This is a genomic window from Prodigiosinella confusarubida, from assembly GCF_002847015.1.
In the GTDB taxonomy this organism is placed as follows: Bacteria; Pseudomonadota; Gammaproteobacteria; order Enterobacterales; family Enterobacteriaceae; genus Prodigiosinella; species Prodigiosinella aquatilis.
Genome location: NZ_CP025085.1, coordinates 579,534 through 605,630, shown reverse-complemented (window position 1 = coordinate 605,630; position 26,097 = coordinate 579,534). Strand labels below are relative to the sequence as shown.

21 protein-coding genes are annotated in these 26,097 nt (G+C 50.2%); 4 read left to right on the top strand and 17 right to left on the bottom strand.

What is annotated here, in order from left to right; translation table 11 throughout:
- Positions 1–103: 103 nt before the first annotated feature.
- Complete coding sequence (locus CWC46_RS02780) at positions 104–1,441, bottom strand: NCS2 family permease (protein ID WP_021013719.1); 1,338 nt, start codon at positions 1,439–1,441, stop codon at positions 104–106.
- Positions 1,442–1,663: 222 nt separating this feature from the next.
- On the opposite strand from CWC46_RS02780, the gene yieH reads away from it, so the two are divergent.
- From yieH to CWC46_RS02765, 3 genes are all read left to right on the top strand, one after another.
- The gene (yieH, locus tag CWC46_RS02775; protein ID WP_021013720.1) at positions 1,664–2,332 is read left to right on the top strand and encodes a 6-phosphogluconate phosphatase; all 669 of its coding nucleotides are present in this window, start codon (positions 1,664–1,666) and stop codon (positions 2,330–2,332) included.
- 60 nt (positions 2,333–2,392) lie between these two features.
- Positions 2,393–2,902 carry an Lrp/AsnC family transcriptional regulator gene (locus CWC46_RS02770; RefSeq protein ID WP_021013721.1) on the top strand — a complete coding sequence of 170 codons (510 nt, stop codon included), beginning with the start codon at positions 2,393–2,395 and terminating at the stop codon, positions 2,900–2,902.
- A 268-nt stretch (positions 2,903–3,170) separates the two neighbouring features.
- Positions 3,171–4,187 carry a 1-aminocyclopropane-1-carboxylate deaminase gene (locus CWC46_RS02765; protein ID WP_021013722.1) on the top strand — a complete coding sequence of 339 codons (1,017 nt, stop codon included), beginning with the start codon at positions 3,171–3,173 and terminating at the stop codon, positions 4,185–4,187.
- Positions 4,188–4,363: 176 nt separating this feature from the next.
- Here the strand turns inward: CWC46_RS02765 and CWC46_RS02760 are convergent, their stop codons facing one another.
- The 11 genes from CWC46_RS02760 to CWC46_RS23510 form a co-directional block, all read right to left on the bottom strand.
- Positions 4,364–5,293 (bottom strand): LysR family transcriptional regulator, encoded by a 930-nt coding sequence (locus CWC46_RS02760; protein WP_021013723.1) that lies wholly within the window; start codon positions 5,291–5,293, stop codon positions 4,364–4,366.
- A 90-nt stretch (positions 5,294–5,383) separates the two neighbouring features.
- On the bottom strand, positions 5,384–6,814 hold the full coding sequence (locus CWC46_RS02755; protein WP_021013724.1) for a M20 family metallopeptidase: 1,431 nt from the start codon (positions 6,812–6,814) through the stop codon (positions 5,384–5,386).
- A 132-nt stretch (positions 6,815–6,946) separates the two neighbouring features.
- Positions 6,947–7,807 carry an ATP-binding cassette domain-containing protein gene (locus CWC46_RS02750; RefSeq protein ID WP_037380975.1) on the bottom strand — a complete coding sequence of 287 codons (861 nt, stop codon included), beginning with the start codon at positions 7,805–7,807 and terminating at the stop codon, positions 6,947–6,949.
- A gap of 26 nt (positions 7,808–7,833) precedes the next feature.
- Entirely contained in the window at positions 7,834–8,823 is a 990-nt protein-coding gene (locus CWC46_RS02745) for an ABC transporter ATP-binding protein (RefSeq protein WP_021013726.1), read from the bottom strand.
- 10 nt (positions 8,824–8,833) lie between these two features.
- Positions 8,834–9,754: an ABC transporter permease gene (locus tag CWC46_RS02740; RefSeq protein WP_021013727.1), complete on the bottom strand. Its 921-nt coding sequence runs from the start codon at positions 9,752–9,754 to the stop codon at positions 8,834–8,836.
- 9 nt (positions 9,755–9,763) lie between these two features.
- Positions 9,764–10,681: an ABC transporter permease gene (locus CWC46_RS02735; RefSeq protein ID WP_021013728.1), complete on the bottom strand. Its 918-nt coding sequence runs from the start codon at positions 10,679–10,681 to the stop codon at positions 9,764–9,766.
- 60 nt (positions 10,682–10,741) lie between these two features.
- Positions 10,742–12,277 carry an ABC transporter substrate-binding protein gene (locus CWC46_RS02730; RefSeq protein WP_021013729.1) on the bottom strand — a complete coding sequence of 512 codons (1,536 nt, stop codon included), beginning with the start codon at positions 12,275–12,277 and terminating at the stop codon, positions 10,742–10,744.
- Positions 12,278–12,725: 448 nt separating this feature from the next.
- Entirely contained in the window at positions 12,726–14,150 is a 1,425-nt protein-coding gene (locus CWC46_RS02725) for an efflux transporter outer membrane subunit (protein WP_021013730.1), read from the bottom strand.
- Positions 14,143–17,280 (bottom strand): efflux RND transporter permease subunit, encoded by a 3,138-nt coding sequence (locus CWC46_RS02720; protein WP_021013731.1) that lies wholly within the window; start codon positions 17,278–17,280, stop codon positions 14,143–14,145. The genes CWC46_RS02725 and CWC46_RS02720 overlap by 8 nt, the downstream gene beginning before the upstream one ends.
- A 10-nt stretch (positions 17,281–17,290) precedes the next feature.
- The gene (locus CWC46_RS02715) at positions 17,291–18,424 is read right to left on the bottom strand and encodes an efflux RND transporter periplasmic adaptor subunit (RefSeq protein WP_021013732.1); all 1,134 of its coding nucleotides are present in this window, start codon (positions 18,422–18,424) and stop codon (positions 17,291–17,293) included.
- Positions 18,425–19,021: 597 nt separating this feature from the next.
- A complete protein-coding gene (locus CWC46_RS23510) occupies positions 19,022–19,663 on the bottom strand; it encodes a TetR/AcrR family transcriptional regulator (RefSeq protein ID WP_021013733.1) in 642 nt (213 codons plus the stop codon).
- Between the two features lie 672 nt (positions 19,664–20,335).
- Here CWC46_RS23510 and CWC46_RS02705 point away from each other — a divergent pair.
- Positions 20,336–20,959, top strand: a complete 624-nt coding sequence (locus CWC46_RS02705; RefSeq protein ID WP_021013735.1) for a TetR/AcrR family transcriptional regulator — start codon at positions 20,336–20,338, stop codon at positions 20,957–20,959.
- Between the two features lie 532 nt (positions 20,960–21,491).
- On the opposite strand, the gene phoU is transcribed toward CWC46_RS02705, so the two are convergent.
- The 5 genes from phoU to pstS all read right to left on the bottom strand — a co-directional run bounded on the left by phoU (position 21,492) and on the right by pstS (position 26,059).
- The gene (gene phoU / locus CWC46_RS02700) at positions 21,492–22,223 is read right to left on the bottom strand and encodes a phosphate signaling complex protein PhoU (protein WP_021013736.1); all 732 of its coding nucleotides are present in this window, start codon (positions 22,221–22,223) and stop codon (positions 21,492–21,494) included.
- Between the two features lie 13 nt (positions 22,224–22,236).
- Complete coding sequence (gene pstB / locus CWC46_RS02695) at positions 22,237–23,013, bottom strand: phosphate ABC transporter ATP-binding protein PstB (protein ID WP_021013737.1); 777 nt, start codon at positions 23,011–23,013, stop codon at positions 22,237–22,239.
- Between the two features lie 48 nt (positions 23,014–23,061).
- Positions 23,062–23,949 (bottom strand): phosphate ABC transporter permease PstA, encoded by an 888-nt coding sequence (pstA, locus tag CWC46_RS02690; protein ID WP_021013738.1) that lies wholly within the window; start codon positions 23,947–23,949, stop codon positions 23,062–23,064.
- Positions 23,949–24,908 carry a phosphate ABC transporter permease PstC gene (pstC, locus tag CWC46_RS02685; protein ID WP_021013739.1) on the bottom strand — a complete coding sequence of 320 codons (960 nt, stop codon included), beginning with the start codon at positions 24,906–24,908 and terminating at the stop codon, positions 23,949–23,951. The genes pstA and pstC overlap by 1 nt, the downstream gene beginning before the upstream one ends.
- Before the next feature lie 113 nt (positions 24,909–25,021).
- The gene (gene pstS, locus CWC46_RS02680) at positions 25,022–26,059 is read right to left on the bottom strand and encodes a phosphate ABC transporter substrate-binding protein PstS (protein ID WP_021013740.1); all 1,038 of its coding nucleotides are present in this window, start codon (positions 26,057–26,059) and stop codon (positions 25,022–25,024) included.
- Between the last annotated feature and the right edge of the window lie 38 nt (positions 26,060–26,097).

The following is a 26,097-nucleotide window of genomic DNA, read 5'->3' as shown; positions in this document are numbered from 1 at the left end:
TTTCACCAGCATGACAAAACGGAATTAATAAATTTGGACCGATTGGGTGAAATAATGAAGGGAGAGGAAACGCTCCGGGATATCCCCGGAGCGGGCCGCATGATTAATGAGCGTCGATAAAAATAATTTTTAACAGGAACAGTATGGCAACCACGATCACGCATGGGCTGATATCGCGCCAGCGGCCCGTTGCCAACTTCATCACACAGTAAGAGATAAAGCCTAATGCAATACCTTCGGTGATAGAAAAACTGAATGGCATCATTATCGCAGTAATAAACGCCGGTACCGCTTCAGTCAGATCGTCCCACTTCACTCGTGACAGGCTCGACGTCATTAACACACCGACATAAATTAACGCCCCCGCAGCCGCATAAGCAGGCACCATGCTGGCTAATGGTGAAAGGAACATGACCAGCAGGAACAACAAGCCGACAACAACGGCGGTCAGACCGGTACGCCCCCCCACAGATACACCGGAAGAGCTTTCAATATAGGCAGTGACAGAAGATGTACCGATAAAGGAACCGACAACGGAACTGATGCTGTCTACAAACAGAGCTTGCTTCATACGCGGGAACTTGCCGCGCGCATCAACCAGCCCCGCTTTGTCTGTCACACCAATCAATGTGCCGGAGGAGTCGAACAGGTTAATCAACATAAATGTGAAGATAACGCCCGACAACCCCAAATTCAGCGATCCGGCCAAATCAACCTGGCCCACCACATTACCCACGCTCGGCGGCATGGAAAATACGCCGGCCATCTTCACATCACCCAGCAGCAGGCCAATAGTCGTGGTCACAACGATGGATATCAGCACTGCCGCGTGAATATTTCGGGAAGCCAACACCACAATGATGAAAAAACCCAACGCCCCCAGCAATACACTGTGAGACGTCAGTTGACCGACACTCACCAGTGTTTCCGGGTTCGGTACAATAATCCCGGCATTCTTCAGCCCCATCATGGCAATAAATAAACCGATACCACTGGCGATACCCAGCCTCAGACTCTGAGGAATATTGGCTATCATCCAGTAACGGATCTGTAAAATCGTCAGGATAAGGAAACCGATGGCGCCCCAGAAAACAGCCCCCATCGCTACCTGCCATGGCAACCCCATCGCCTTAACGACCACGAAGGCAAAAAAAGCATTCAACCCCATCGCGGGCGCCAATGCTACTGGCAGATTAGCCAGCAATCCCATGAAAATACTACCAAATGCGGCAATCAGACAGGTGGTAACGAATACCGCTCTGGTATCCATCCCGGCAATTCCGAGGATCTGTGGGTTAACAAATACGATGTAGACCATTGTCAGGAAGGTGGTGAATCCGGCAATAATTTCAGTACGTGCCGTTGTATCGTGCTGTTTTAATTTAAACACACGTTCCAACAGGCCTTGCCTCACAGCAAGGTCAGATTGAGGTTTATCCATTATTAATGACCTAAAGAAAGAAAAGATAATTATCAGGTATCCTATAACAAAATGTGAACCAGTTAACGCCGTTCACTGATTTTTTTTAATTCATAAGAAATTCATATGAATTATTTACTCCGTTCAACGCAACCGCGACTTAAAGTATGATGGAGATATCGCAATATTCTACTGCTGGGTTAAAGTGTCAGACATAATTCATCTCACCAATAAGGATGTTTCATGCTCTCGGTTGAATGTGTTTTGTTTGATTGTGATGGCACGCTGGTAGATAGCGAAGGGTTATGCTGTCAGGCCTATGTGAATATTTTTGTACCGTATGGTGTTCAGTTATCGCTGGATACCATGATTAAAACCTTTAAAGGTACAAACCTGAGCGACATCGTCTCCCGCGTCAGCCAGCAATATGATCTCCACGACGCTTCACCGAAAGATCTCGAACGTCACTATCGTCAGGAAGTGGCCCGGTTATTCGAAGAATCCCTGCAACCCATCCCCGGCGTACGCGAATTACTGCAAACACTGGTAGTGCCAACTGCCGTGGTTTCCAATGGTCCGGTCAGTAAAATGCAACATTCACTGGGGCTAACCCAACTGCTGGATTTTTTCGGCACGCAGCTCTACAGCGGTTACGACATTGGTAAATGGAAACCCGATCCGGCGCTGCTTTATCACGCGGCAGAACAAATGAACGTTGCAATAGAACGTTGCGTTCTGGTGGAAGATTCTGTCGCTGGCACCCAAGCCGGGATTGCAGCGGGTATTCCCGTATTTTACTACTGCGCCGATCCGCACAATACCCCGATTCACCATCCACTGGTCACCATGTTTGATGACATGAATGAATTACCACAGCAGTGGCGTGAAAGAGGCTGGAATATTGTTGAGTGACCTGATGACGATACAACACTTGTGTCGAGCCATCACCTGCGTTAGTGAGAAAACCATATAATGAAAGCCAAATCCCCGAATGTTACACCTCCGGCAGAAGAGCGGAAATCTTACGAATTGGATCGTTTTGATGCCGCTATTCTCCGACTGTTGCAGGCAGACTCTTCCATATCAAATGTCGCGTTGGCAGAAAAGGTCAACCTTAGTCCGCCAGCCTGTCTAAGACGCGTTGAACGGCTTAAACAGATTGGCTTGATAAAGCATTTCGTCGCCTTGCTCAACCCACAAGCACTCAACGCCGGTCTGGTAGTATTGATCGGTGTCGTGCTGGATCGTTCAACACCCAGTTCGTTTGAGGATTTTGAAACCGCCGTACAGAAGATCAGCGGTTGCATGGAGTGTCATGTGGTTACGGGTGAATTTGATTATATTTTGATGATCAGGACCAAAGACAATCAAAGCTTTAATCGCCTTCATGCTGAACAATTGCTTTTCCTGCCCGGTGTCCGCCAGATCCGCTCCTTTATCGGGCTCAGAGAGGTGCTTTCCACAACACAATTGACATTCTGAAGCGGAAAATACAGGGAAGGTTCTCGTCCGGAGGTCGCCGCCATAGCTAATGACTCAGAGTGTAATTTTATTTCGTTTTTTTGTTTTTATTGAAATAACCTCAATTATTTTTTCTTTTTACTGCAATTTAAATAAAAAATATAAAGGTATTTAGCAATTTAAATTCAATTCATTACCGGTAATATTATCGGCATGGGATGACGATATTTTCCAGTGAAATATTGACAACCTGCGACCACTTTCATTCATTATTTACCGGAGCATGATTATGAATCTGGAGAAATTTCCACGTTATCCATTAACTTTTGGGCCATCCCCTATTACCTCAATGAAAAGGCTCAGCGAATATTTAGGTGGGGATGTAGAAATATATGCCAAACGTGAAGATTGTAATAGTGGTCTGGCATTTGGCGGGAATAAAACGCGCAAACTGGAATATCTTATTCCTGAAGCATTAGAACAAGGTTGTGATACGTTGGTTTCTATCGGCGGTATTCAATCGAATCAGACGCGACAAGTCGCGGCGGTTGCCGCTCATTTGGGAATGAAATGTATATTAGTGCAAGAAAACTGGGTTAATTATACCGACGCTGTTTATGACCGCGTGGGTAATATTGAATTATCGCGCATCATGGGCGCCGATGTTCGTCTGGACGCCGCCGGTTTTGATATTGGCATCCGGGAAAGCTGGAAAAACGCCATGGAAGAAGCGGCACAAAATGGGGGTAAACCGTTCCCCATTCCGGCTGGATGTTCTGAACATCCTTACGGTGGTTTGGGCTTCGTGGGTTTTGCGGAAGAAGTCCGCCAGCAGGAAAAAGCACTAGGCTTCAAATTTGACTACATTGTTGTGTGCTCAGTCACCGGCAGTACCCAGGCTGGGATGGTGGTTGGGTTTGCCGCTGATGGTCGTTCACGCAACGTTATTGGAATTGATGCGTCGGCAAAACCAGAAAAGACCAGAAAGCAAATCCTGAGAATTGCGCAGAATACGGCGAGTCTGGTTGAATTGGGTCGCGAAATTACCGAAGAGGATATTGTGCTTGATACCCGCTATGGTGGGCCTGAATATGGCCTGCCCAATGAGGGAACGCTGGAAGCCATACGTTTATGCGCTCGCATGGAAGGTGTAATGACCGACCCGGTGTATGAAGGTAAATCCATGCAGGGCATGATTGATATGATCCGTAATGGGGAGTTCCCGAAGGGATCGAAAGTGCTCTATGCACATCTGGGAGGAGCCCCCGCCCTGAGCGCTTATAGTTATATCTTCCGTAATGGCTGATACCCAGCCATCTTTTTGAAATCTATCGGATACAAAACGTATCGGGCAGCGAATGGGTGTCTACCCATCGCTGCCCGATAGCGGAAAGTACAGCATCAGATTTCGCGAACATTGCGCCATATTTCCTTCAAAATCTCACAACACCAGTAAACGATATTTATGTCAACGCTGCACCATCAGTGTTGAAAGTGATAATCCTGTCGAAACAACGCATCCTGACTCACCAGCTCCTGGTGTAAAAAATCAAAAAAATGGTTGAGCACTCCCGTTGCCGGCTTGTTGACCTCAGCCTGGATTTGCAAGGTTCGTTGACCCAGTGGTTCCATATTGACCGACTTCACCTGTAAACCATCACGCCGGGCGCTATATAACACCGAGAAATGGCTGCATATGGCGATAGCCTGTGGTGTATTGAGCAAAAAAGCATATAAGGTTGAAAAGTGATTGCAGGTAAACACCGGATCAATGAAAACACCACTCATGCGACAGGAAAGATCAAACAGTTGTCGGACCGTCGCCGTCTGATCGGGTAGTACGACCGGGAAAGCATTCAGATCGGCCATTTGAAAATCGCGGGAAGCCAGCGGATGATCCGCCTTCATAACTGCCATAAACGGAGCAGAAAATGAAGCGATGACCTTAACACCATGCTCCGGCGCCAGACTGAACTTCAACGCCACATCACACTCCCCATTGCGAACCAGATCAGGAACCTGTCTGGCGTTGCCTACCGTCAGCACAAAATTGACCTTGGTATACTGTTGTCGGAACTTCGCCATCATTGTCGGCAGAAGGTTGAAGGCTATTCCGTCAGTACAAACAACGCGAATGGTCGTCTGACGGGACGACTTCAGTCCCTCAATTTCAGCCATGGCCAGCTCCATGTCTGCAACGCTGCGGCGTACATGATTCTCCAGGATATGTCCGGCATCGTTGAGTACCATGCCCCGGGCATGCCGTTCGAATAAGGGAGCCCCTATGCGAGCTTCCAACCGCTGGATTTGCCTGCTGATAGCTGAAATAGCGACAAACAACTGCTGGCTGGCGGCACTCAGCGAACCGGTACTCGCCACGGCCATAAAATAACGAATCTCATTGCTATGCATTAGCGCCTCCGCCGGTGTTTAACGATAGCGTCATCCGCTTTCTCTGGTTCTCCGTACCTGAAGACACAAAAAGTACGGAGATGATCAGCATTATTCTCCTAACCGGGCGGCTTGCATTGGTAAACGCATCCTGACGATATCAGCACCCTGTTCAGTTAGATCCCAGAACAGGCCCGTCATGATTTTGAGCGCCTCAAGCGTAGTATCAGCCAGAATATGTTCGTTTGGTGCATGCTGTGAACAGGCGGGATAGGAGTGTGGAACCCACAATGTCGGTAATCCTAATGTTTCTGAAAAACAGGCATTGGGCAGTCCGCCGCCAAAATTAGGTAATATCGCCACCTTGGTACCAACCGAATGCGTCATCGACATCACGCCCCATTCAACCCACGGGTCACAGAGATCCAGCCGGGTTGCCTTGTAGCAGTTGACATCATTCATGATTTCCACATCCTCAAAACCGTTGGCATCAAGGTGTCGACGAATGTGTTGCGTAAAATTCCCCACATCACTCCCCACCACATAACGCATATGGCAATGTGCTTTGGCCTGTGGCGGAATAGCGTGCGCCGGCTTGTCAGGATTCCCGGTCACAAATGCCAGTATGTCCAGTGTATTCCAGCCATAGAGCTTCTCGGCGGCCGTCAAACCAGGCTCTCCCCAGCGGGAATCAATGGCCGGGTCCATCGGCCCGCTGCCCAGTTCGATATCTGATAGCACCCGGCGTAAGTTGTCCGAAAGAACGGGCGGACGCAGGCCCGGTATCAGAATGCGGCCATGATCATCCACCAAACAGGCGATGGCATGTGCCAGTCGGATCCCCGGATTGCTCAGCAACCCACCCCAGTTACCTGAATGGTGTGCCCCGTCACGTAAATTCAGTTTCAGGTCAAAGTTAAACACCCCACGGGATCCCAGAAACAGCGTTGGCTGGGAAGCACTGACCCGTGGGCCATCCGAAGCAATAAACAAATCAGCGCTCAGCCAGTCACGATACTGCTCACAAATTTCATTCAGTCCTGGAGAACCGACTTCTTCGCCCATTTCCAGAATAATTTTCACGTTGTAACCCAATTGGCCACGTCGTGCTTTCAATACCTGCTCCAGCGCCGCCAGATTGATAGTATGCTGACCTTTATTATCAGCCGTTCCACGCCCATACCAGACGTTACCGTTCTGAACGATTTCCCAGGGAAATAATCCATCACGCCATTGTTCATCATATCCCTGGACCACATCACCATGACCGTAAGTCAACAGCGTCAATTCAGCCAGCGGCTCAATTCGCCGCGCGAGTAAAAAAGGACTGCTCTTGCTGATCGGATTTTCCACAACCAGACATTCGAATGACATTGCCTGCAACACCGGTATCATCTCATCTGTCAGGTAGGACATCAGAATAGGCCCGGCGTCGGGATTCTGGCTTTCCGTACGGAAAGCCACTCTGCGCGCCAGCGTGTCCCGGAATTTTCCTGAACCAAAATAATCCACAGTCGCTTGTATGGTTTCTTCACGCGTCATCGTCAACCGGTCCTTTTTTATCGGTATATTCATCAAGGTAAGCATCCATCCCAATGGAATCGCGACCTGTCTGTCTCCGCCGGTTCCTTCGGCATGCTATCGTTATCGTCACATTATTCGTGTCTGGTTTAGTTAATAGGGTTCAATATCGGGAATACCCAGCCCCGGCTCTGGCGTCAACACAGAAGCCAGCAGCGTTCGCGTGTAAGGGTGCTTCGGTGAGTGAAAAATCTGCTCACGTGTTCCCTGTTCAATAATGGATCCCCGCTGCATCACCGCCACATGATCAACCAGATGTTCCACCACCGACAGATTGTGGCTGATAAGCAGGTAAGTAAGACCAAACTCCTGTTTAAGCGCCAGAAGCAGATTCAGAATTTGAGCCTGAACAGAAACATCCAGCGCGGATGTCGGTTCATCGCAGATCAAAATGTCGGGCCGCATAATTAGCGCCCGGGCGATCGCCACTCGCTGGCGCTGTCCGCCGGAAAGCTGACCTGGGTACTGACTGTGCGTCCGGGCTGGCATCCCCACCACATCCAGCATCTCCCTGACCTGTTTTTTTCTTTCATCTGCGGTACCGATACGATGAAGACGCAGCGCGACTTCCACAATATCCGCAACGGTTCGCCGCGGATTAAGGGAGGAATAAGGGTCCTGAAAGATAGGCTGTATGTGGGAGGTCATCTCCTTACGGTTCCCGGCATCAATCTCGCGGCCTTCTATCAGCACATTGCCAGATGTCGGGTGAAGCAATCCCAGCAGCATTTTAGCCAACGTGCTTTTTCCACACCCTGATTCCCCCACCAGACCCAGTGTTTCTCCACGACGAACCCGCAAAGAAACATTATCCACAGCCCGGATTTCTCCCTGCCGAGAAAACAGGCCGCGATTCAACCGGAAAACGCGGGTTAGCGCACACAACTCCAGCGCAATATCATCATTGCCCGGAATGTGCGTTGGTAGCGTAGAAAGTGGCGAATCATGATTCATACCGACGTGTTGGGTCGCTTGACTGTTCATGCCACCTCCGCCGGCGTTAACGCCTGAACGCAGCGAACCTCATGATGAGGTGTCACCTGAACATAAGGCGTCTCCTGATGACATGCCTCGCAACAATGGGAACAGCGATTACTGAATGCGCACCCCTGTTGCACACCGACCAGACTGGGAACCACGCCAGGTATCGCCTTCAACGGCTGGCCTGGTACGGTTTTGCCCTGCACCGGAATACAATCAAGCAGCGCTTTGGTGTATGGATGCTGTGGATGGTTAAACAGCGCCGTAACCGGTGCGGTTTCAACAATCTGTCCTGCATACATCACTGCAACCCGATCAGCAATCCGCGCCACCACACCCAGATCATGGGTGATAAAAATCACCGCAGTGCCAAGCTCCTGCTGTAGTTCGCGCAACATACGCAGAATCTGCGCCTGAATTGTCACATCCAGCGCGGTGGTCGGCTCATCGGCGATAATCAAATCCGGTTCGCACATCAGCGCCATCGCAATCATGATACGTTGCCGCAAGCCACCGGAAAGTTGATGTGGATACTGATTCAAACGAGCAGACGCCATTGGAATGCCAGCCCGCTCCATCAGATAGACCGCTCTGTCCCGGGCCACCGTCAACGAGACCTTGCGATGCGCCCGCAGGGTTTCGCATAGCTGATTACCCAGCGTAAAAGAGGGATTCAGCGATGTCATCGGCTCCTGAAAAATCATCGACATCTGATCGCCGCGCAGCGCCGTGATGTCGCGTTTTTTCAGCGCCTGTAATTCCATTCCCTTAAAACGGATATAATCGGCGGATCGCGCCGCTTTGCGGGGAAGGAGATCCATTAACGCCAGCGAGGTCATGGATTTCCCGCATCCCGACTCACCAACCAGACACAGCATCTCACCACGGTTTACCGTAAAATCGAGGCCGCGAACAGCATGCAACGTTCCCCGCGGTGTTGGCAGATCGACCCGCAGGTTTTTCACATCCAGCAAAATGTCACTATTCATAAGCATGTCCTCAGTTACGTCCATCCAGCGCGGTGATATCGCGCAGGCCGTCGCCCACCAGATTAATTCCCAGCACCAGGACCGCCAGTACAACCCCAGGAATCAGAATCACCCAGGGCTGAAAGAACATATATGCTTTGCCTTCGGCGATCATGAGTCCCCACGACGGCATCGGTGGCTGCACACCCAATCCAAGGAATGAAAGCGTTGCCTCCAGCAGAATCGCATGAGCAATCTCCAGTGTGGCCACCACCGTCAGCGGACCAAGCAAGTTGGGCAGAATTTCGCATAGCATGATGAACAACGAAGACGCCCCCAGCGTTTTGGCGGCAGCAATAAACTCGGCCTCACGCAACTGTCGGGTGACAGACCGAGAAACAATCAGGAAACGATCCCACAGCAATAATCCCAGCAGCAGAATCACGACTTTTACCGATCCTCCCACCAGTGAAGCGGTAGCCAGTGCCACCAGTATTAGCGGCATAGACAGACGAACCGTAAGGATATAGCTCACTACCGCATCAACCCCCCCACCAAAATACCCAGCGAGAATGCCCAACGTCACACCGATAAACCCGGAGACAACAACAGCAATCAAACCGATAGTGAGTGAAACCCGTGCCCCGTACAGCAAGCGACTCAGGTAATCACGCCCCAGCTTGTCCGTCCCCAGTACATGTTCCCAACTCCCTTTTTCATGCCATATCGGTGGAATCAGACGCTGACTGACATCCTGAGCATAGGGATCGTGCTGCGCGATCAAGGGGGCAAAAACAGCCGCCAGTACAATGGTCCCAATAATAATCAGGCCCAGCGTCATACTATGGTGCCCAAGCAGACGTCTTAACCACCGCCGCCAGAGAGTAGGTTCAGGAGACAATCCCGACGTAATGACCGATGCTGTGTTCGCCAGCGTTGCAGACGTTTTCATGGAAGCTCCTTATTGAGTTCGTAAACGCGGATCTAACGCCGCATTAAGGACATCCGCCAAAAATGTCAGCCCGATATAAAACACGGAAATAATCAACACAATGGCCTGCACCACCGGAAAATCGTTACGGGAAATAGAGTCCCAGGCCAGTTGCCCCAGCCCTTGTAGTGCGAAGATAGATTCAATCACCACCGATCCCCCCAACATAAACCCCAGTTCAACCGTCGCCAGTGCCACCACCGGAATGATGGCATTACGTAAACCATGTTTAACGATAACCTTGAATGAACTCAGCCCTTTTGCCCGCGCCGTACGGATATAATCCGCGCCCAACACATCCAACATGCCAGAGCGCGTCAGACGCATCAGCGATGGCATGGCGTAATATCCCAGTGCTACCGCCGGTAAGACAAAATTCCGCCAACTGCTGTTCCCCGCCACAGGCAGCCATTTCAGCCCAACGGCAAACACCAGGATGAGGATCAGAGCAAACCAGAAATTCGGCATCGCCTGACCGATCACAGAAATGAAAATGGAACATCTGTCGACCCAGGTATCACGGAACACCGCGGCCAGCACACCCAGAGGGATCGCCACCACCAGTGCAAGCAACAGAGAAACCACACCGAGCTTGAGTGTGATGGGCATCCTCTGCTCAATCAGTTCCATGACCGTATTTTCAAAATAGAAAGAGCGTCCGAAATCGAGATGCAACGCCGCCCACATCCAGTGTATAAACTGCGTGGTTAACGGTTGATCCAATCCGTATTGCACACGAATACGCTCCACCACTTCAGAAGATGCGTCCGGGCCGGCAATAGCTGCCGCCAAATCGCCAGAAAGGTGTAAAAGAGAAAAACTGACCACCGCGACGGTAAGCAACACCGCCAGCGCAACCAGAAGCCGATGTAAGATATAGAGAATCATGAACAGTTCCTTATTCTCATCAGATACCTGCGGGAATCGATACCGATCCCCGGTTGCGTTTTACTTCCAGCTGGACATCACAAAACGTGGTAGTTCATCCGGCCAGCTATCAAAGTTCAGATCGGCGGTATACGCATAATTTGTCGAATAGGAGAACAGAGGCGCCAGATAAGCCTGGGAGGAAATTCGGCCCAGCGCCTTCGCATACATGGCGCTGCGCTGCTGCGGATCGATAGTTTCATCAGCTTTTTCCAGCATGCTGGTCAGTTCGGCATCCTTCCAGATATCGTCACCTTTGCCGCCAAAAAATGGCGAGGTAAAGGCCGAAGCGTCGTTGATGGAAAAAGAGCCCCAGGTACGCATCGCCATCGGTGCCTTGCCAGAAATCAGATCCGCCGCCAGTACCGTATATTTCACATAATGCAGCCTGGCGCGGATACCTACCTTGCGTAAATCGCCAATGATCGCCTCGACGTAGTCCCGATCACGATAGGCCCAGATATCCGTATCAAAACCATGGGGATATCCCGCTTCTGCCAGTAGTTGCCGGGCTTTTTCCGGGTTGTATTCATACTTAATGACATCGCTGGTGTTACACGCGGTTTGCGCATAGAAACAGGCGGAATAAACGGGCCGACTGCCGCCGCGCACCAGATTATCGACAATAGCCTTGCGGTTAATGGCATAGTTCACCGCCTGACGGACGCGCAGATCCTTGAAAGGCTTGCCTTCTGGTCCGTTAGCGTGAATATTCAACGCCAGAAAACCAACTCGCATGGTTTCGCCGCTCTTCACTGTGATGTTAGGCATGGCCGCCAGCGAAGCCATCTGGTCGGCAGGCACCCGCCAGATCCAGTCAACCTGTCCGGTCATCAGTTGAGCCAGCCGGGTTTCCGGATCGCTGATTGCCACAAATACCAGTTTGCCGATTTTGGGTTGCCCAACCGGGCTGTCCTTAAAGTACTGGGTATTCTTTTCCATCGTGATGCCTTGCCCCGGTATCACTTTGGTAATTTTATAGGGGCCAGTGCCAACAGGCGCTTTACTGAAACCAGATAATTTAACCCGTTGATAATATTTAGCAGGATAGATAGGTGTTGGACCAGACAGATATTCCAGTGCCGCCGGGAAGGGTTTTTTAAGGTGGAGTTTTACCGTGTAATCATCAATTTTCTCGGTGTTCTTAATCCAGTCAACACTCTGTGGCATAACCGAGGCAGTATTATCACCCGCAATATTATTGAATGTATAAACGACATCGTCAGCCGTAAAGTCATCACCGTTATGGAATTTAACGCCTTTACGTAAATGCAGGACCAATGTTACGGGGGATTCCCATTTCCATGATGAAGCCAATTCGGGAAGATATTTACCGGTTTCAGGATCACGATAAATCAGCGTATCCCATACCAGGTGGGAAATAATTACACCTTCTCGCAGGTTATTATGATAAGGGCTAACATTATCCACCTCACTGTCCGAGGCATAAACTAAAGTATCATTCTGTTTTCCCGCATAGCTGTATGCAGCAAAGCCCATCAGTAATGCGGATAATAAAGTATATTTCCTTATTTGTCTTGCCAGGGAGCCAGTCATGTTATTCTCCGTACCATCAATGAATAAGCCATACCCTATGGGTTGCAAGACTGAAGCCAATCGATGATTTATATCCTTACTGATTTTAGGCAATAGGTTTCTCAAAATAAGAAACCATAGTCGCGGCATGCTTTATTTATCAACTCCGCGTAAAAAATTAAATCTCAGTTTAATTGATATAAGAATTACTTTCCGATAAAAGTACAATTGCAGTGCACCTTAAACATTAAGATGCACTATTTAAAAGCAATAGAATGTTATTAGTTTTGTAAGTTTAATTATTTAGAGAATATTATATGAAATGACCAGAGAAACCCGACCTGAATGATGGTTAACCTATTATTTTCTCTTTATTACAGCGTTAATCACAGCCGACAATCCTTTGTAATATGAAAGACGTGGCGGCGCCGGCCTAATCGTAGCCGACGCCGCGTTGTGCAGAGAGTCCTTAGTCTGCTTTCCAGCCTCCACCCAGCACCTTATACAGCGTGATCTGCTGGTTCAGTTCGTTGAGTCGAGTCGTGATCTGACTCTGTTGGGCCTGATATAGTGAACGTTGGGCAACCAGCACATTCAGGTAATTGTCCACGCCAGCGCGAAAACGCATCTGGGACAGATCGTAGTTACGCTGGTTAGCGTTGGTATCCTGGATGCGCGCGGTCAATTCGTCCTTATAGGTAGCCCGTCCAGCCAGCGCATCTGAAACCTCCTTGAACGCTGTCTGAATAGTCTTCTCATAGTTGGCCACATCGATCCGCTTTGATACCTTGGCAATATCCAGATTAGCGCGGTTCTTGCCGCCGTCGAAAATCGGCACGCTGATACTGGGCACGAACGACCAGGCCGCGGTGCCGCCTTCCAGCAGATGACCCAGGCTCGACGAGGCCGAACCGCCGGACGCCGTCAGGCTAATGGTAGGGAAGAACGCCGCACGCGCCGCGCCGATATTGGCATTGGCCGCTTTAAGGGTATGTTCGGCAGCGACGATATCCGGCCGGCGGGTCAACAGCTCCGACGGCAGGCCGACTGGCAGATCCGGAAAGTGCCAGTCACGGTCCAGCCGTGCCTGTTTCACCAAACCGGCGGGCAATTCAGTTCCCAGCAACAACCGCAGCGCGTCGGCATCCTGACGTACCTGCCTGGCATATTGCGCCACATCGGCTTCAGCGCTTCTGACAGTGGTTTCGGCCTGCGCCAAATCCTGCTCGGTGCTGGCCCCATTGTCGTAGCTCCTCTTGGTCAGTTCGTAGGAGGCGCGTTGGCTATCGACGGTCTGGTGTGCCAGGCGCAGCAAATCGCTGTCGGCGCATAACGTCATATAGTCTGAAGCGACCTCTGCCATCAGACTGATACGCGTGGCTTTGGCCGTTGCCTCGGTGGACAGATAGGTTTCCAGCGCCTGGTCGCGCAAGCTACGCACTCGGCCGAAGAAGTCCAGCTCCCATGATGTCACGCCCAGATTGGCCTCATACTGTTGATAGGTCGCCGGTCCGGTGCTCTTGGTGCTGTACAGATTACCAGGCACGTGCGCCGAGGTCATATCGGCTCCGGCACTCACTGTCGGCATGAGTGCTGCGCGCTCGACGCGAAATTGAGCCTGGTCGCTTTCGACATTCAGCGCCGCCACCCGTAAGTCGCGATTATTGTCTAGCGCCAACTGGATCAGTTGACGCAACTCTGGCTCGGTAAAAAATTGCCGCCAACCTAAATCCGACGCGCTAGTGCCGCCATTGATGGTGCTTTCCCAATAGTGGTTAGTGACCGGTAGCGCTGGTCGTTTATATTCAGGCTGCAGGCTGCAACCGGTAATAGTCAGTGCCAGAAGCGCCGGGATCATCACGTTCCGCGCGTATGTCTTACTGTGATCAATCATGTTGTTGCACCTCGGTGGCCGGCGTTTTGGTCCGTCGGCGGTCAAACAGACGCACCACGACAACATAAAACATCGGTACAAAGAAAATGGCCAGGAAGGTAGCGGTGATCATACCACCAGCAACAGCGGTGCCGATCGAGTGCTGACTGCCGGCGCCGGCGCCGTGGGAAATGGTCAGCGGTAGTACCCCGAGCACGAATGCCATTGAAGTCATGATGATGGGCCGGATACGCAGACGTGCAGCATCAATAGCGGCCTCGACGATATCTTTGCCGTCCCGTTCATGCAATTCCTTGGCAAATTCGACGATCAGAATAGCGTTCTTGGCCGCAAGCCCGACGGTGGTCAGCAGACCCACCTGGAAAAATACATCATTGGACAGTCCGCGCAGCAGCACCGCGCCGATGGTGCCGAGCACCCCAAGCGGCACTACCAGCAATACCGAGAACGGAATCGACCAGCTCTCGTACAGCGCTGCCAGACACAAAAACACCATCAGCACCGAAAGAGTATATAGCGCGGTAGTCTGGGAACCGGCGCTTTGCTCCTCATAGGACAGGCCATGCCATTGAACACGGAAACCTTTAGGCAGTTTGGCGGCAATTTCATCCACCGCTTTCACCGCATCGCCGGAACTGTAGCCAGCCGCAGGCGACCCCATGATTTCCACCGCCGACAGACCGTTGAAGCGCTCAAAGCGAGGCGAACCATAGCCCCATTTACCACTACCGAACGCCGAGTACGGCACCATCTGGTTGCTGCTGTTACGGAAGTACCACTGATTGAGATCCTCCGGCGTCACGCGCGAAGTGGCTTTACCTTGTAGATAGACGTCCTTGACCCGTCCCTGGTACATGAACTGGTTAACATAGCTGGAGCCCCAGGCAGTGGACAGTGTGTCATTGATATCCTCCAGACTGAGCCCAAGCGCACGAGCTCGCTCGTCGTCGATCACCAGGTGGTATTGCGGTTCATCCTCCATACCGTTATGGCGGACCATGGACAACCGAGGATCCTGTCGGGCCATCGACAGGAACTGATTCATCGCGGCCACCAGTGCATCATGCCCCTGACTGTTAGTATCCTGGAGATAAAAGTCGAAGCCGGTGGCGTTGCCGAGCTCCATCACCGCCGGCGGCACGAGCGCAATAACCTGACCCTGTTTCAGCGTAGCGAAATGTTGCATGATGCGCCCCGCCAGCGCCTGAACGCTTTGGCTGGCTTTAGGGCGCTCGCTCCAGTCTTTGAGACGCACGAAGGCCATAGCCGTGTTCTGACCGCGACCGGCGAAGCTAAAGCCGTTGGCAGCAAATACCGAGCTGACGATATCCTTCTCATCGGTCAGCAGATAGTCCTTGACCTTTTGCACAACTTGCTGAGTGCGTTCGGCAGAAGCATTGGCTGGAAGGCTAACCTGGAGCATCAAGGTAGCCTGGTCTTCATCGGGTAGAAATGTCGTCGGCACGCGAGTAAATAGGTAGCCGGTAGTCCCGACGATAATCAAATACAGTAGTAGGAACAGTGAGCGCTTACTGATGACATGGCCGACACCGCGGGTATAATTCACTGTCCCGCGATCAAACATGCGGTTAAAAGCACCGGAGAAGCCGGTGGTTGATCGTTCACCGGCCGATGGTTTGAGTATCGTGGCACACAGCGCTGGGGTGAAAATCAACGCCATCAACACAGACAACGCCATCGCCGATACGATGGTTATGGAGAACTGACGGTAGATGATACCGGTGGAGCCGCTGAAGAACGCCATCGGCACCAGTACCGCCGACAGCACCATGGCGATGCCGAATAAGGCCCCTTGGATCTGCTGCATCGATTTGATAGTGGCTTCCTTCGGCCCCAATTTCTCATCGTGCATTACGCGTTCAACGTTTTCCACTACCACGATGGCATCATCTACCAGCAAGCCTATTGCCAGCACCATACCGAACATGGTGAGTGTGTTGATAGAGTAACCGCAGGCAAACAGTATGCCGAAAGTGCCGAGCAGCACAACCGGCACCACCATGGTGGTGACCAGAGTGGCACGCAGATTCTGCAGGAACAGCAGCATCACCATGAACACCAACACGATGGCTTCCAATAACGTCTTAACCACTTCCTCAATGGAAGCGCTGACCACTGGCGAGGTATCGTACGGAAATTCAATCTTCACGCCTTCCGGCAAAGAAGACTCAAGGCCAGTAAGGGTAGCGCGCACTGCATTAGCAGTGTCGAGCAAGTTAGCCCCGCTCGCGAGACGCAGTGCAATACCGGTGGAGGGCTTGCCGTCAAAAGTGGAAGAAATGCTGTAGCTCTCCGGTCCGAGATCGACCGTCGCAACATCCTTGAGCCGCACTTGTGATCCGTCGCTGTTGACCTTCAGCAAGATATTTTGGAATTGCTGCACTGTTTCCAGCCGGGTTTTGCCAATAATGGTGGCGCTGAATTTAGCATTTGCCACTGTCGGTAAACCACCCAGTTTGCCTGAAGACACCTGGACGTTTTGCTGCGAAATTGCGGTGCTAATGTCGCTTGGTACCAATGAATACTTATACAGTTTCGCCGGGTCCAGCCAGATACGCATGGCGTATTCCGCCCCCATAACCAGAAAGTCGCCCACCCCCTTGGTACGCACGATGGGATCTTCCAGTTTGGAGACCAAAAGGTTGCCTAAGTCAGCGTCAGTCATTTTACCGTCGGTGGAAATCAAGCTAACGACCATCATGAAGTTAGACTGGTATTTCGCTACCCGGATACCCTGTTCTGTGGCTTCGGTCGGCAACTGCGATTCCGCCAGGGACACCTTGTTCTGCACCTGTACCTGGGCGATATCCGGATCAGTGCCCTGATCGAAGGTAACAATAATGCTAGCGCTGCCATCGCTGCTGCTGCTGGATTCAATGTAGCGCAGGTTGTCAATACCGTTGAGCTGCTGCTCTATCACCTGTACTACTGTTTTTTGTACTGTCTCGGCGCTAGCCCCTGGATAGGTTACCGACACCTGAATCGCCGGCGGCGCGATGTTTGGGTACTGGTTGATCGGAAGATCGAGGATAGAGAGCACCCCCGCCAACATCACCACAATGGCGATCACCCAGGCGAAAATTGGGCGTTCGATAAAGAACTTTGACATCAATAGCCCCTTATTGCGCCGACGGATCGGTCATGGATAATTGGACGGTATTGGAATCATCCGTCTTGCTCTGCTCGCTGGAGGAAACTTTCATGCCAGTATGGATATTCTGGATGCCTTCAGTGACCACTTTTTCACCAGCACTGAGGCCACTGGTGACCTGCCACTGACCATTGCTCATCTCACCTGTAGTGATATAACGTTGCTCGACAGTGTTGTCAGTTTTGACTACATAGGCATAAGGACGGCCCTTGATGTCATGGCCGATGGCCTCTTGAGGTGCCAGAATGCCCTCTTCCTGAACGCCTTGCACCAGACGGGCATGGACGAACATGCCGGGAAGCAGGACATGATGTGGGTTAGGGAAAGTGGCGCGCAACGTGACCGAGCCGGTGCCTTCATCCACGGTCACTTCGGAGAAATCTAACCGTCCTTCCTGGTTATAACTGCTGCCATCTTCAAGTATAAGTCGCACCGCAGCCTCATGGTTACTCGGCGCTTTTAGCTTTCCCTCTCTCAGCGCACGCCGCAGGCGCAGCAGTTCCAGTGATGACTCACTGACGTCGACATAGATCGGATCAAGCTGGGAGATGGTGGTGAGATAGCTACTCTGGCCATTGGTGACCAAGGCCCCCTCGGTAAAGAGTGAACGACCGATGCGTCCGGATATCGGTGCACGAACCTTAGTGTATTCCAGATTCACGCGCGCGGTTTGCACATCGGCCTTGGCTTCGGCGGCGGTAGCCACCGCGTCGTCATAAGTCTGGGCGCTCACCGCGTGGGCGGCGGCGAGTGGCTTGTAGCGCTTGACCACTGATTCGGCGTTAATATAAGTCGCTACCGCTTTGTCATAAGCGGCCTGATAGCTGGCGGGATCGATCTGATACAGCTGTTGACCGGCCTTGACCTCGGTACCTTCGGTAAACAGTCGTTTAAGAATAATGCCATCCACCTGCGGCCGCACTTCAGCGCTGCGTACCGCGGTTGTGCGGCCGGGCAGACTTGCGAACAAGGTTATGGGCTGGGTTTTAAGCGTTACAACGCTAACATGAGGCACCGGTGCTGCTGGCGCCCCATTGTTGGTAGAACGATCGCAGGCGATCAGCAGCATGCTCAGAAAAAGTACTGATAATGTATACCGCATAATGAATATATTACCCCAAAGAAATTAGAATGTTTATTCTAAGTTGTGTGCAACATCATGTTGCGTCAATAAGTGTCGAAGCACAAAAAAAATAGTTACCAAATGTAAAAATCCTTGGTGAATTGGCGCAGTAACGTCATCCACATCGCCTTTCATAGTGGCCACAGCTCACTGCAGAAATGACAATTGCGGGCCTTCAAACCCTGATCGTTTGTAGAGCCAGAGTCGTCATATGGCGCAAACAAAAAACGGGATGATCGGCTTGGGAAGCGGCTTAAAATGTCATTGGATGGCAGGTAAAACGAAATGACCGTTGCGCGAAATTGACAGCAAACAAGGCACTGACCCAGCAACGGGAAGAAACGTTGAAAAATGTCCACCAGCGGCATTTCGGTCGTAAAAGCGAAGCCGCCCTGGGCCCAACAATCGGAATAAACGAACCTTTTTGCCTCACGCCGAAAACAGCTTCGCTTATTATCTCATCGGCATCATGTCAGCCCGTCACTCGCTTATAACATACACAAACGGAACCGGCCTGTGGGTTGAAGGTAGCCGGGCACAGAAGAAAGCATCACCCGGTCAATGGATAAATCGCTTTTATCCAACATTACCGCGATGACATGTCTTGGTATTTTCATGGGCAATATCGAATACAAATTGTAGTACAGATTGACCTTCCTGGACCGCCCAACAGTCCGGCGGCATCAAAATGCAAGACTTCAGCGCACCGGTGAAAACGAAGAACGTCAGACAAGCCAGCGTCTTCGTCGGGATGGTGGTTTTAATCTCTCCCCGCGCTTTACCAGAATCGAAAATACTGACCAGCAGTTGCAAAAACTTATTGTCACCCTCTTTCCCCGCTAAGAATGCATTGTTTGTTTCTTCAAAGCATTCACCTCTGAAGATCATAATCTCGACCACATTACGTAGATGCCTGTCGTTTTGAATGTCCTCCAAATTGCGAGTGAGGCAACGATGTAACTCAGCTACAGGCTTAGCGGCCACGCATATCCTCTCCAACTGGCTGAACAGCAACAGAGGCACCCTGTTTATGATCTCTCGTAAAAGATCTTGTTTTTCAGTAAAATGCCAGTATATGGCCCCACGGGTACAACCGGCCCGTACAGCGATCATCTGTAGTGTAGTGCGCGCCACTCCCACATCTCGGAAACATTGCTCGGCAGCGTCAAGGATCTGCTCGCGAGTCTCTTCCGCTGCGACTTTTTTGCGTTTTACCACTGATTAATCTCCCCAACATTAACTCAATAACTTTTTGATTTAATAGCGAGAATTATGCTTGCTAGCCCAACGCACATTGCTTCGTCAGGCCTCCGGGATGTTCTACTTTATTAATGCGTTTTTTCTCTTTACTGAACCAACTCGCAATCAAAACGTTAAACCGTGGAATATCAAAAATCGCCAATACGGTTGCGATAGGCATAGTCCCCAATGACCTACTTACGGCTTTGGGGTAGGAGATACCTTACCGACCGTAATAAAGAAACCATCACTCTCTTGCTAGCTTGTCTTGGCAAAATGTGAGATTGATCTTGTACAGTGTGTCCCACATTGACCATGCTATCCTTGTGGAATAAGTGTTTTTGAAATACCCCCTGATCTGATGCTTTATTTCAGCTACTCAATGAGATGTTGTGGACCATGAAGCTTTGAAGTGAGCGTGACATTTAATTCTCTTAACGTTAACGTTACACTCCTCATGAAAACCGTCCCTGAGTGGATGCAGAGAGCGATCGTGTCCAGTGAGAGTGCCAGCATTAGTCATATGGTTAAACTTGTCCAAACAGGGCGAAGAAAAGCAAATATTACTACCACCCTTATTAGGTTGAATATTCATTCTAGTATATTCATACTAATTTAAAACCTGCAAGAATTACTAAACAGGAGAAATCCATGAGTAACCCCCAGGACGATGAAGTTCGGGAGAAAACCAAGGAACGCAGAAAACAGGTGCTAGACGCAGCGGCAAATTGCTTCCGGAAAGAGGGTTTTCATGGTTGCAGCATAGCCAAAATTTCTAAAGCTGCTGGCATGAGCCCAGGGCATATCTACTATCATTTTGCTAACAAAGAAGCGATCGTTGAAGCACTGGTGGCACAGCAGGAACACACGCTACTGGAACTCGTGAATGACATCGCCGCTGCTCCACCCGATGAAGCGTTAGTTGATTCTCTGACCAGGCAAACCGAAAGAATGATTGAGCATCATACTTCCCTTGATTTTGTAGGATTATGGCTAGAAATTGTTGCCGAGGCGGCACGTAATCCGAGCGTTGCTAAATTGCTTCAATTATCGCATAAAAATATCGCTGCACAATTTGACGAGCAATTGATTAAAAGGTCAAACACCAGCAACGCGGAGGAGTTCCGAAAGTTGAGTGGAAAGATGGATATTATAGCGTTAATTTTCAGTGGATTATCTCAACATGTAGTCACCAGGGCCAACGAGGATAAGATTGACTACAAACGACTATCGGAGACAATAAACGGTGTCATCAAACACTTATTTAAAACTTAAAACGCTAATGCCAGGGTTGTAAGTAAAGTGGGCTTGGGGTCGGGAGCAGTGGTACTGGTCGTATTGAGTTTGTAACTGCCGATCAGCGTGTTGCTCGCCACCACTACGGCCCCATGAGCAGGTAGAATTTTTCTGACGAAGACTCAACTGTCAATAACACCGTTTAATGGGTACTTCCGCAATTTGCGCTGCACAATAAACTCTTTGTTCATGACTCCAATCATAATTATTGGTATCAATACAGCTTTATTATCACGGTTATTCACCTTACCTGTACTCTAAATAATTCCAGTTGCAGAAAGGCGGCTCCGAAGGGGTCAGACTTATTGGGGATCTCGATAAAAAACGCTCTGCAAGCAGAGCGTCAGACGAGAAACCGCGGAGTCAAAACGATGATAATGGGAGAGACAAAACAAGCATCCGTGCCAGAGATGGTGCGGCTGAAGCTGACAATAATATACTTGCAGCGCCTTTACGATCTCCCCATTATCACCGCTATATGCACTTTGTTATCAAACTCAGCGAAATAACATTACTTCGCTTTTTTGGCGTCACTCGCGATCAGAAGTTTTTCCAGAGCATCGCCACCCATATGGCGAACATCCTGACCTTTCACGAAGTAGAAGATAAATTCGCAGATATTCTGACAGCGATCACCGATGCGCTCGATAGAACGGGCGCAAAACAGTGCGGTCAGTACACTTGGAATGGTTCGGGAATCTTCCATCATGTGAGTCATTAACTGACGCACAATACCCTCGTATTCCTTATCGACTTTTTTATCTTCCCGGTAGATACGGATGGCTTCATCCAGATCCATACGGGCAAAAGCATCCAGCACATCATGCAGCATCTGCACTGTGTGACGGCCAAGAGACTCCAGACTCACCAGCAACGGTTGATGCTGGTGGGAAAATTTTTCCAGCGCGGTGCGGCAAATTTTATCCGCCACGTCACCGATGCGTTCCAGCTCCGAAATAGTTTTGATGATCGCCATCACCAAGCGCAAATCGCTGGCCGTGGGTTGACGCTTGGCGATAATGCGCACACAAGCTTCATCAATCGTCACTTCCATCAGGTTAACTTTGGAATCACCTTCAATAACCCGCGTCGCCAGCTCTGAGTCCTGATTGTGCATCGCAGTAATGGCGTCAGTCAGTTGCTGTTCAACCAGTCCCCCCATGCTCAAGACCTGAGTGCGGATGTTCTCCAGTTCGGCATTAAACTGACCGGAAATATGTTTATTCAGATTAAGATTTTCCATGATACTCCCGTAATCAACCGTAGCGACCGGTAATATAGTCTTCGGTCTTTTTCTGCCGTGGCGCGGTAAACAGGGTGTCGGTATCGCTGAACTCGATCAGCTCACCCAGATACATAAACGCCGTATAATCGGAACAACGCGCAGCCTGCTGCATGTTATGCGTCACGATCACCACGGTATAATCTTTCTTAAGCTCTGAAATCAGTTCTTCGATTCTGCCAGTGGAAATAGGATCCAATGCCGAGCAAGGTTCATCCAGCAGCAGAACTTCAGGGCGGATAGCAATACCGCGAGCGATGCACAAACGTTGCTGTTGTCCTCCAGACAGACTGTAACCACTCTGGTGCAGTTTATCTTTGGTTTCCTGCCACAATGCCGCCTTGGTCAGCGCCCACTGTACGCGCTCATCCATATCCGAACGGGGCAGCTTTTCAAACAAGCGCACCCCAAACGCAATATTGTCATAAATCGACATCGGGAACGGTGTCGGTTTCTGGAATACCATGCCCACCTTGGCACGCAACAATGCGATATCCTGCTTATCCGTCAAGATGTTATTACCATCCAGCAGAATATCTCCCTCAGCATGTTGCTCTGGGTAAAGCTGGTACATTTTATTCATGGTTCGCAGCAACGTGGACTTGCCACATCCCGATGGGCCGATGAACGCAGTAACCTGATTTTGGGCGATATCCAGCGTAATGTTTTTCAGCGCATGGAATTTCCCGTAATAAAAATTCAGATCGCGCACCTGGATTTTGCTGGTGGATGTCTCAGTAGCCATACTCATCAAGACTTCTCTCTTCTAGCCGGTGCTGCTATGCAACACTTTTAATTATCAATGTTTCTTCTCAGCAAACACTACACGTGCCAGGATATTCAGAAATAGCACACACACAGTAATCAACAGTACACCTGCCCAAGCCAGCTGTTGCCACTCTGCGAACGGACTCATGGCAAACTTGAAGATAGTCACCGGCAGGTTGGCAATCGGATGCATTAAATCCGTGTTCCAGAACTGGTTGGATAACGAAGTGAACAGCAACGGTGCCGTTTCCCCGGCGATACGAGCAACAGCCAGTAGAATGCCGGTAATAATTCCTGAGACAGACGCTTTTAACGTAATTGCAGAAATCATTTTCCATTTGGGTGTACCCAGAGCATAGGCAGCTTCACGCAGGCTATCTGGTACCAGTTTGAGCATATTTTCCGTGGTGCGGATAACAATCGGTATCTGTAATAATGCCAGCGCGATAACCCCTGCCCAGCCGGAAAAATGCTCCATTCTGGTAACCACGAGACTATAAACAAACAGCCCTACAACAATGGACGGTGCCGATAGCAAAATATCATTAATAAAACGAATAACTTCTGCAATCAGCGATTTACGGCCATATTCCGCCAAATAAATGCCCGCCATGATACCCAGTGGCGTTCCCAGAAATGTCGCCCAAAAAATCAGTAGACCACTGCCCGCAATAGCGTTGGCCAAACCACCACCCGGTGAGTTGGGAGGCGGAGTCATTTCGGTAAACAGCGACAGTGACATGCCGTCAATACCTTTGGTGATCGTGGAAAACAGGATCCAAACCAACCAGAACAACCCAAATGCCATCGTCAGCATCGATAAACATAAGGCGATACGATTTTTCTGACGCCGCCAGGCCTGCATTTTGCGACGCATGCGGATAAGCTCTGCTTCGTTCCCAATGCTGATTGCCGTCATCAATGTACTCCTTCATTTTTCGCCAGACGCATGATCATCAATTTTGAGCACGCCAGAACAATAAAGGTAATGACAAACAGGATCAGGCCTAGCTCCATCAGCGCTGCGGTATGTACACCAGGATCAGCCTCTGCAAATTCATTCGCCAACGCAGAAGTAATACTGTTTCCCGGCATATACAGCGACGGGCTATTCAGCTGGTAGGTGTTACCAATGATAAACGTCACTGCCATCGTTTCTCCCAGCGCACGTCCCAGACCCAGCATCACACCGCCAATCACACCATTTTTGGTAAACGGCAGTACAATACGCCAAATCACTTCCCAGGTAGTACAACCGATGCCGTAAGCCGACTCCTTCATCATCACTGGTGTTTGCTCAAACACATCACGCATCACGGCAGCAATATAGGGAATAACCATGATTGCCAGAATCACACCAGCAGCCAGAATACCAATACCGAAGGCCGGGCCGGAAAACAGCACACCTATAAACGGAATATCGGAAAGCACATATCCCACCGGCTGCTGGAAATATTTGGCAAACAACGGTGCAAAAACAAATAAGCCCCACATGCCGTAAACGATACTGGGGATAGCGGCCAACAATTCAATAGCGATACCCAACGGACGTTTTAACCAGTTGGGCGCCAGCTCGGTCAAAAACAGGGCGATACCAAAACTGATCGGAATCGCAATAATCAAGGCAATCAGCGAAGTGACAATAGTGCCGTAGATCGGAACCAACGCACCAAATTGCTCGGCAGGTGCATCCCATTCCTTTGTCCACAAAAACGAAAAACCGAACTTCTGTATGCTCGGCCAGGATGCGATAATCAGGGAAACAATGATGCCCCCCAACAACAATAACGTTAGCAACGCAGACAGCCTTACCAGCACACCGAAAATGACATCTCCATGTTTTCCCGGCGGGGTAATAGCTGGCTTATATTCAGCCATACGACTCTCTTCTCAAAATAATAGGGGGAACCCCTATGAATTTCGGAGGCGGATCCCCCGTTTCCGGATTATCCGCCTCACGATTACCAGCAAATAACGATTTACCAACTCAATTAATAAATCGATTTACCATTTTCGTCTTTAATCTGAGTTTTCCATGCCGCGCGAACCTGAGCAACCACTTCTTTTGGCAGAGTAGCGTAATCCAGCGCGTTGGCTTCTTTGCCGCCATGGTTATACGCCCAGTCAAAGAACTTCATCACTTCTTTACCCTGTGTAGGTTTGGTTTGTACTTTATGCAACAGGATAAAGGTAGTGGAGGTAATTGGCCATACATCCGCTCCCTTCTGGTTAGTCAGGTCCTGAGCGAAAGACTTGCTCCAGTCAATACCTTTGGCCGCGTTACTGAATGACACTTCAGTCGGGTTCACAACCTTACCATCAGCAGAAATCAGTTTGGTGTAAACCAGCTTGTTCTGTTTGGCATAAGCGTATTCTACATAACCAATAGCACCTGGCAGACGCTGAACAAACGCCGCGACACCATCATTACCTTTACCACCCAGACCGGTCGGCCAGTTAACCGTGTTGCCTGCACCCACCTTCTCTTTCCACTCAGGGCTTACTTTTGACAAGTAGCTGGTGAACACATAAGACGTGCCAGAACCATCAGCACGACGGACAACCGCGATATCCTGGTCCGGCAGCTTCGCTTTCGGGTTCAGTTTGGCAATTGCTGGATCATTCCATTTTTTAATTTTGCCCAGATAGATATCACCCAGGGTTTTACCATCCAGCGTCAGTTCACCTTTTTTCACGCCCTGCACATTAACCGCCAGAACAATACCGCCAATCACAGTCGGGAATTGGAACAAACCTTCCTGAGCCAGCTTTTCATCTTTCAGCGGCGCATCAGACGCACCGAAATCCACGGTTTTTGCAACGATTTGTTTTACACCGCCTGAAGAACCAATTCCTTGGTAGTTTATTTTGTTGCCGGTTTCTTTTTGATATGAATCAGCCCATTTCGTGTAAACCGGAGCGGGGAATGTCGCACCTGCGCCGGTGAGATCAGCAGCAAAAGCGGAAACAGTCATCAAAGAAACGCTTGCCGCAACAATACTGGCAACAGTAGTACGCATCAGTTTCATAATCCCTCCTGTGGGATAATACTTTAAAAGTGTAGACC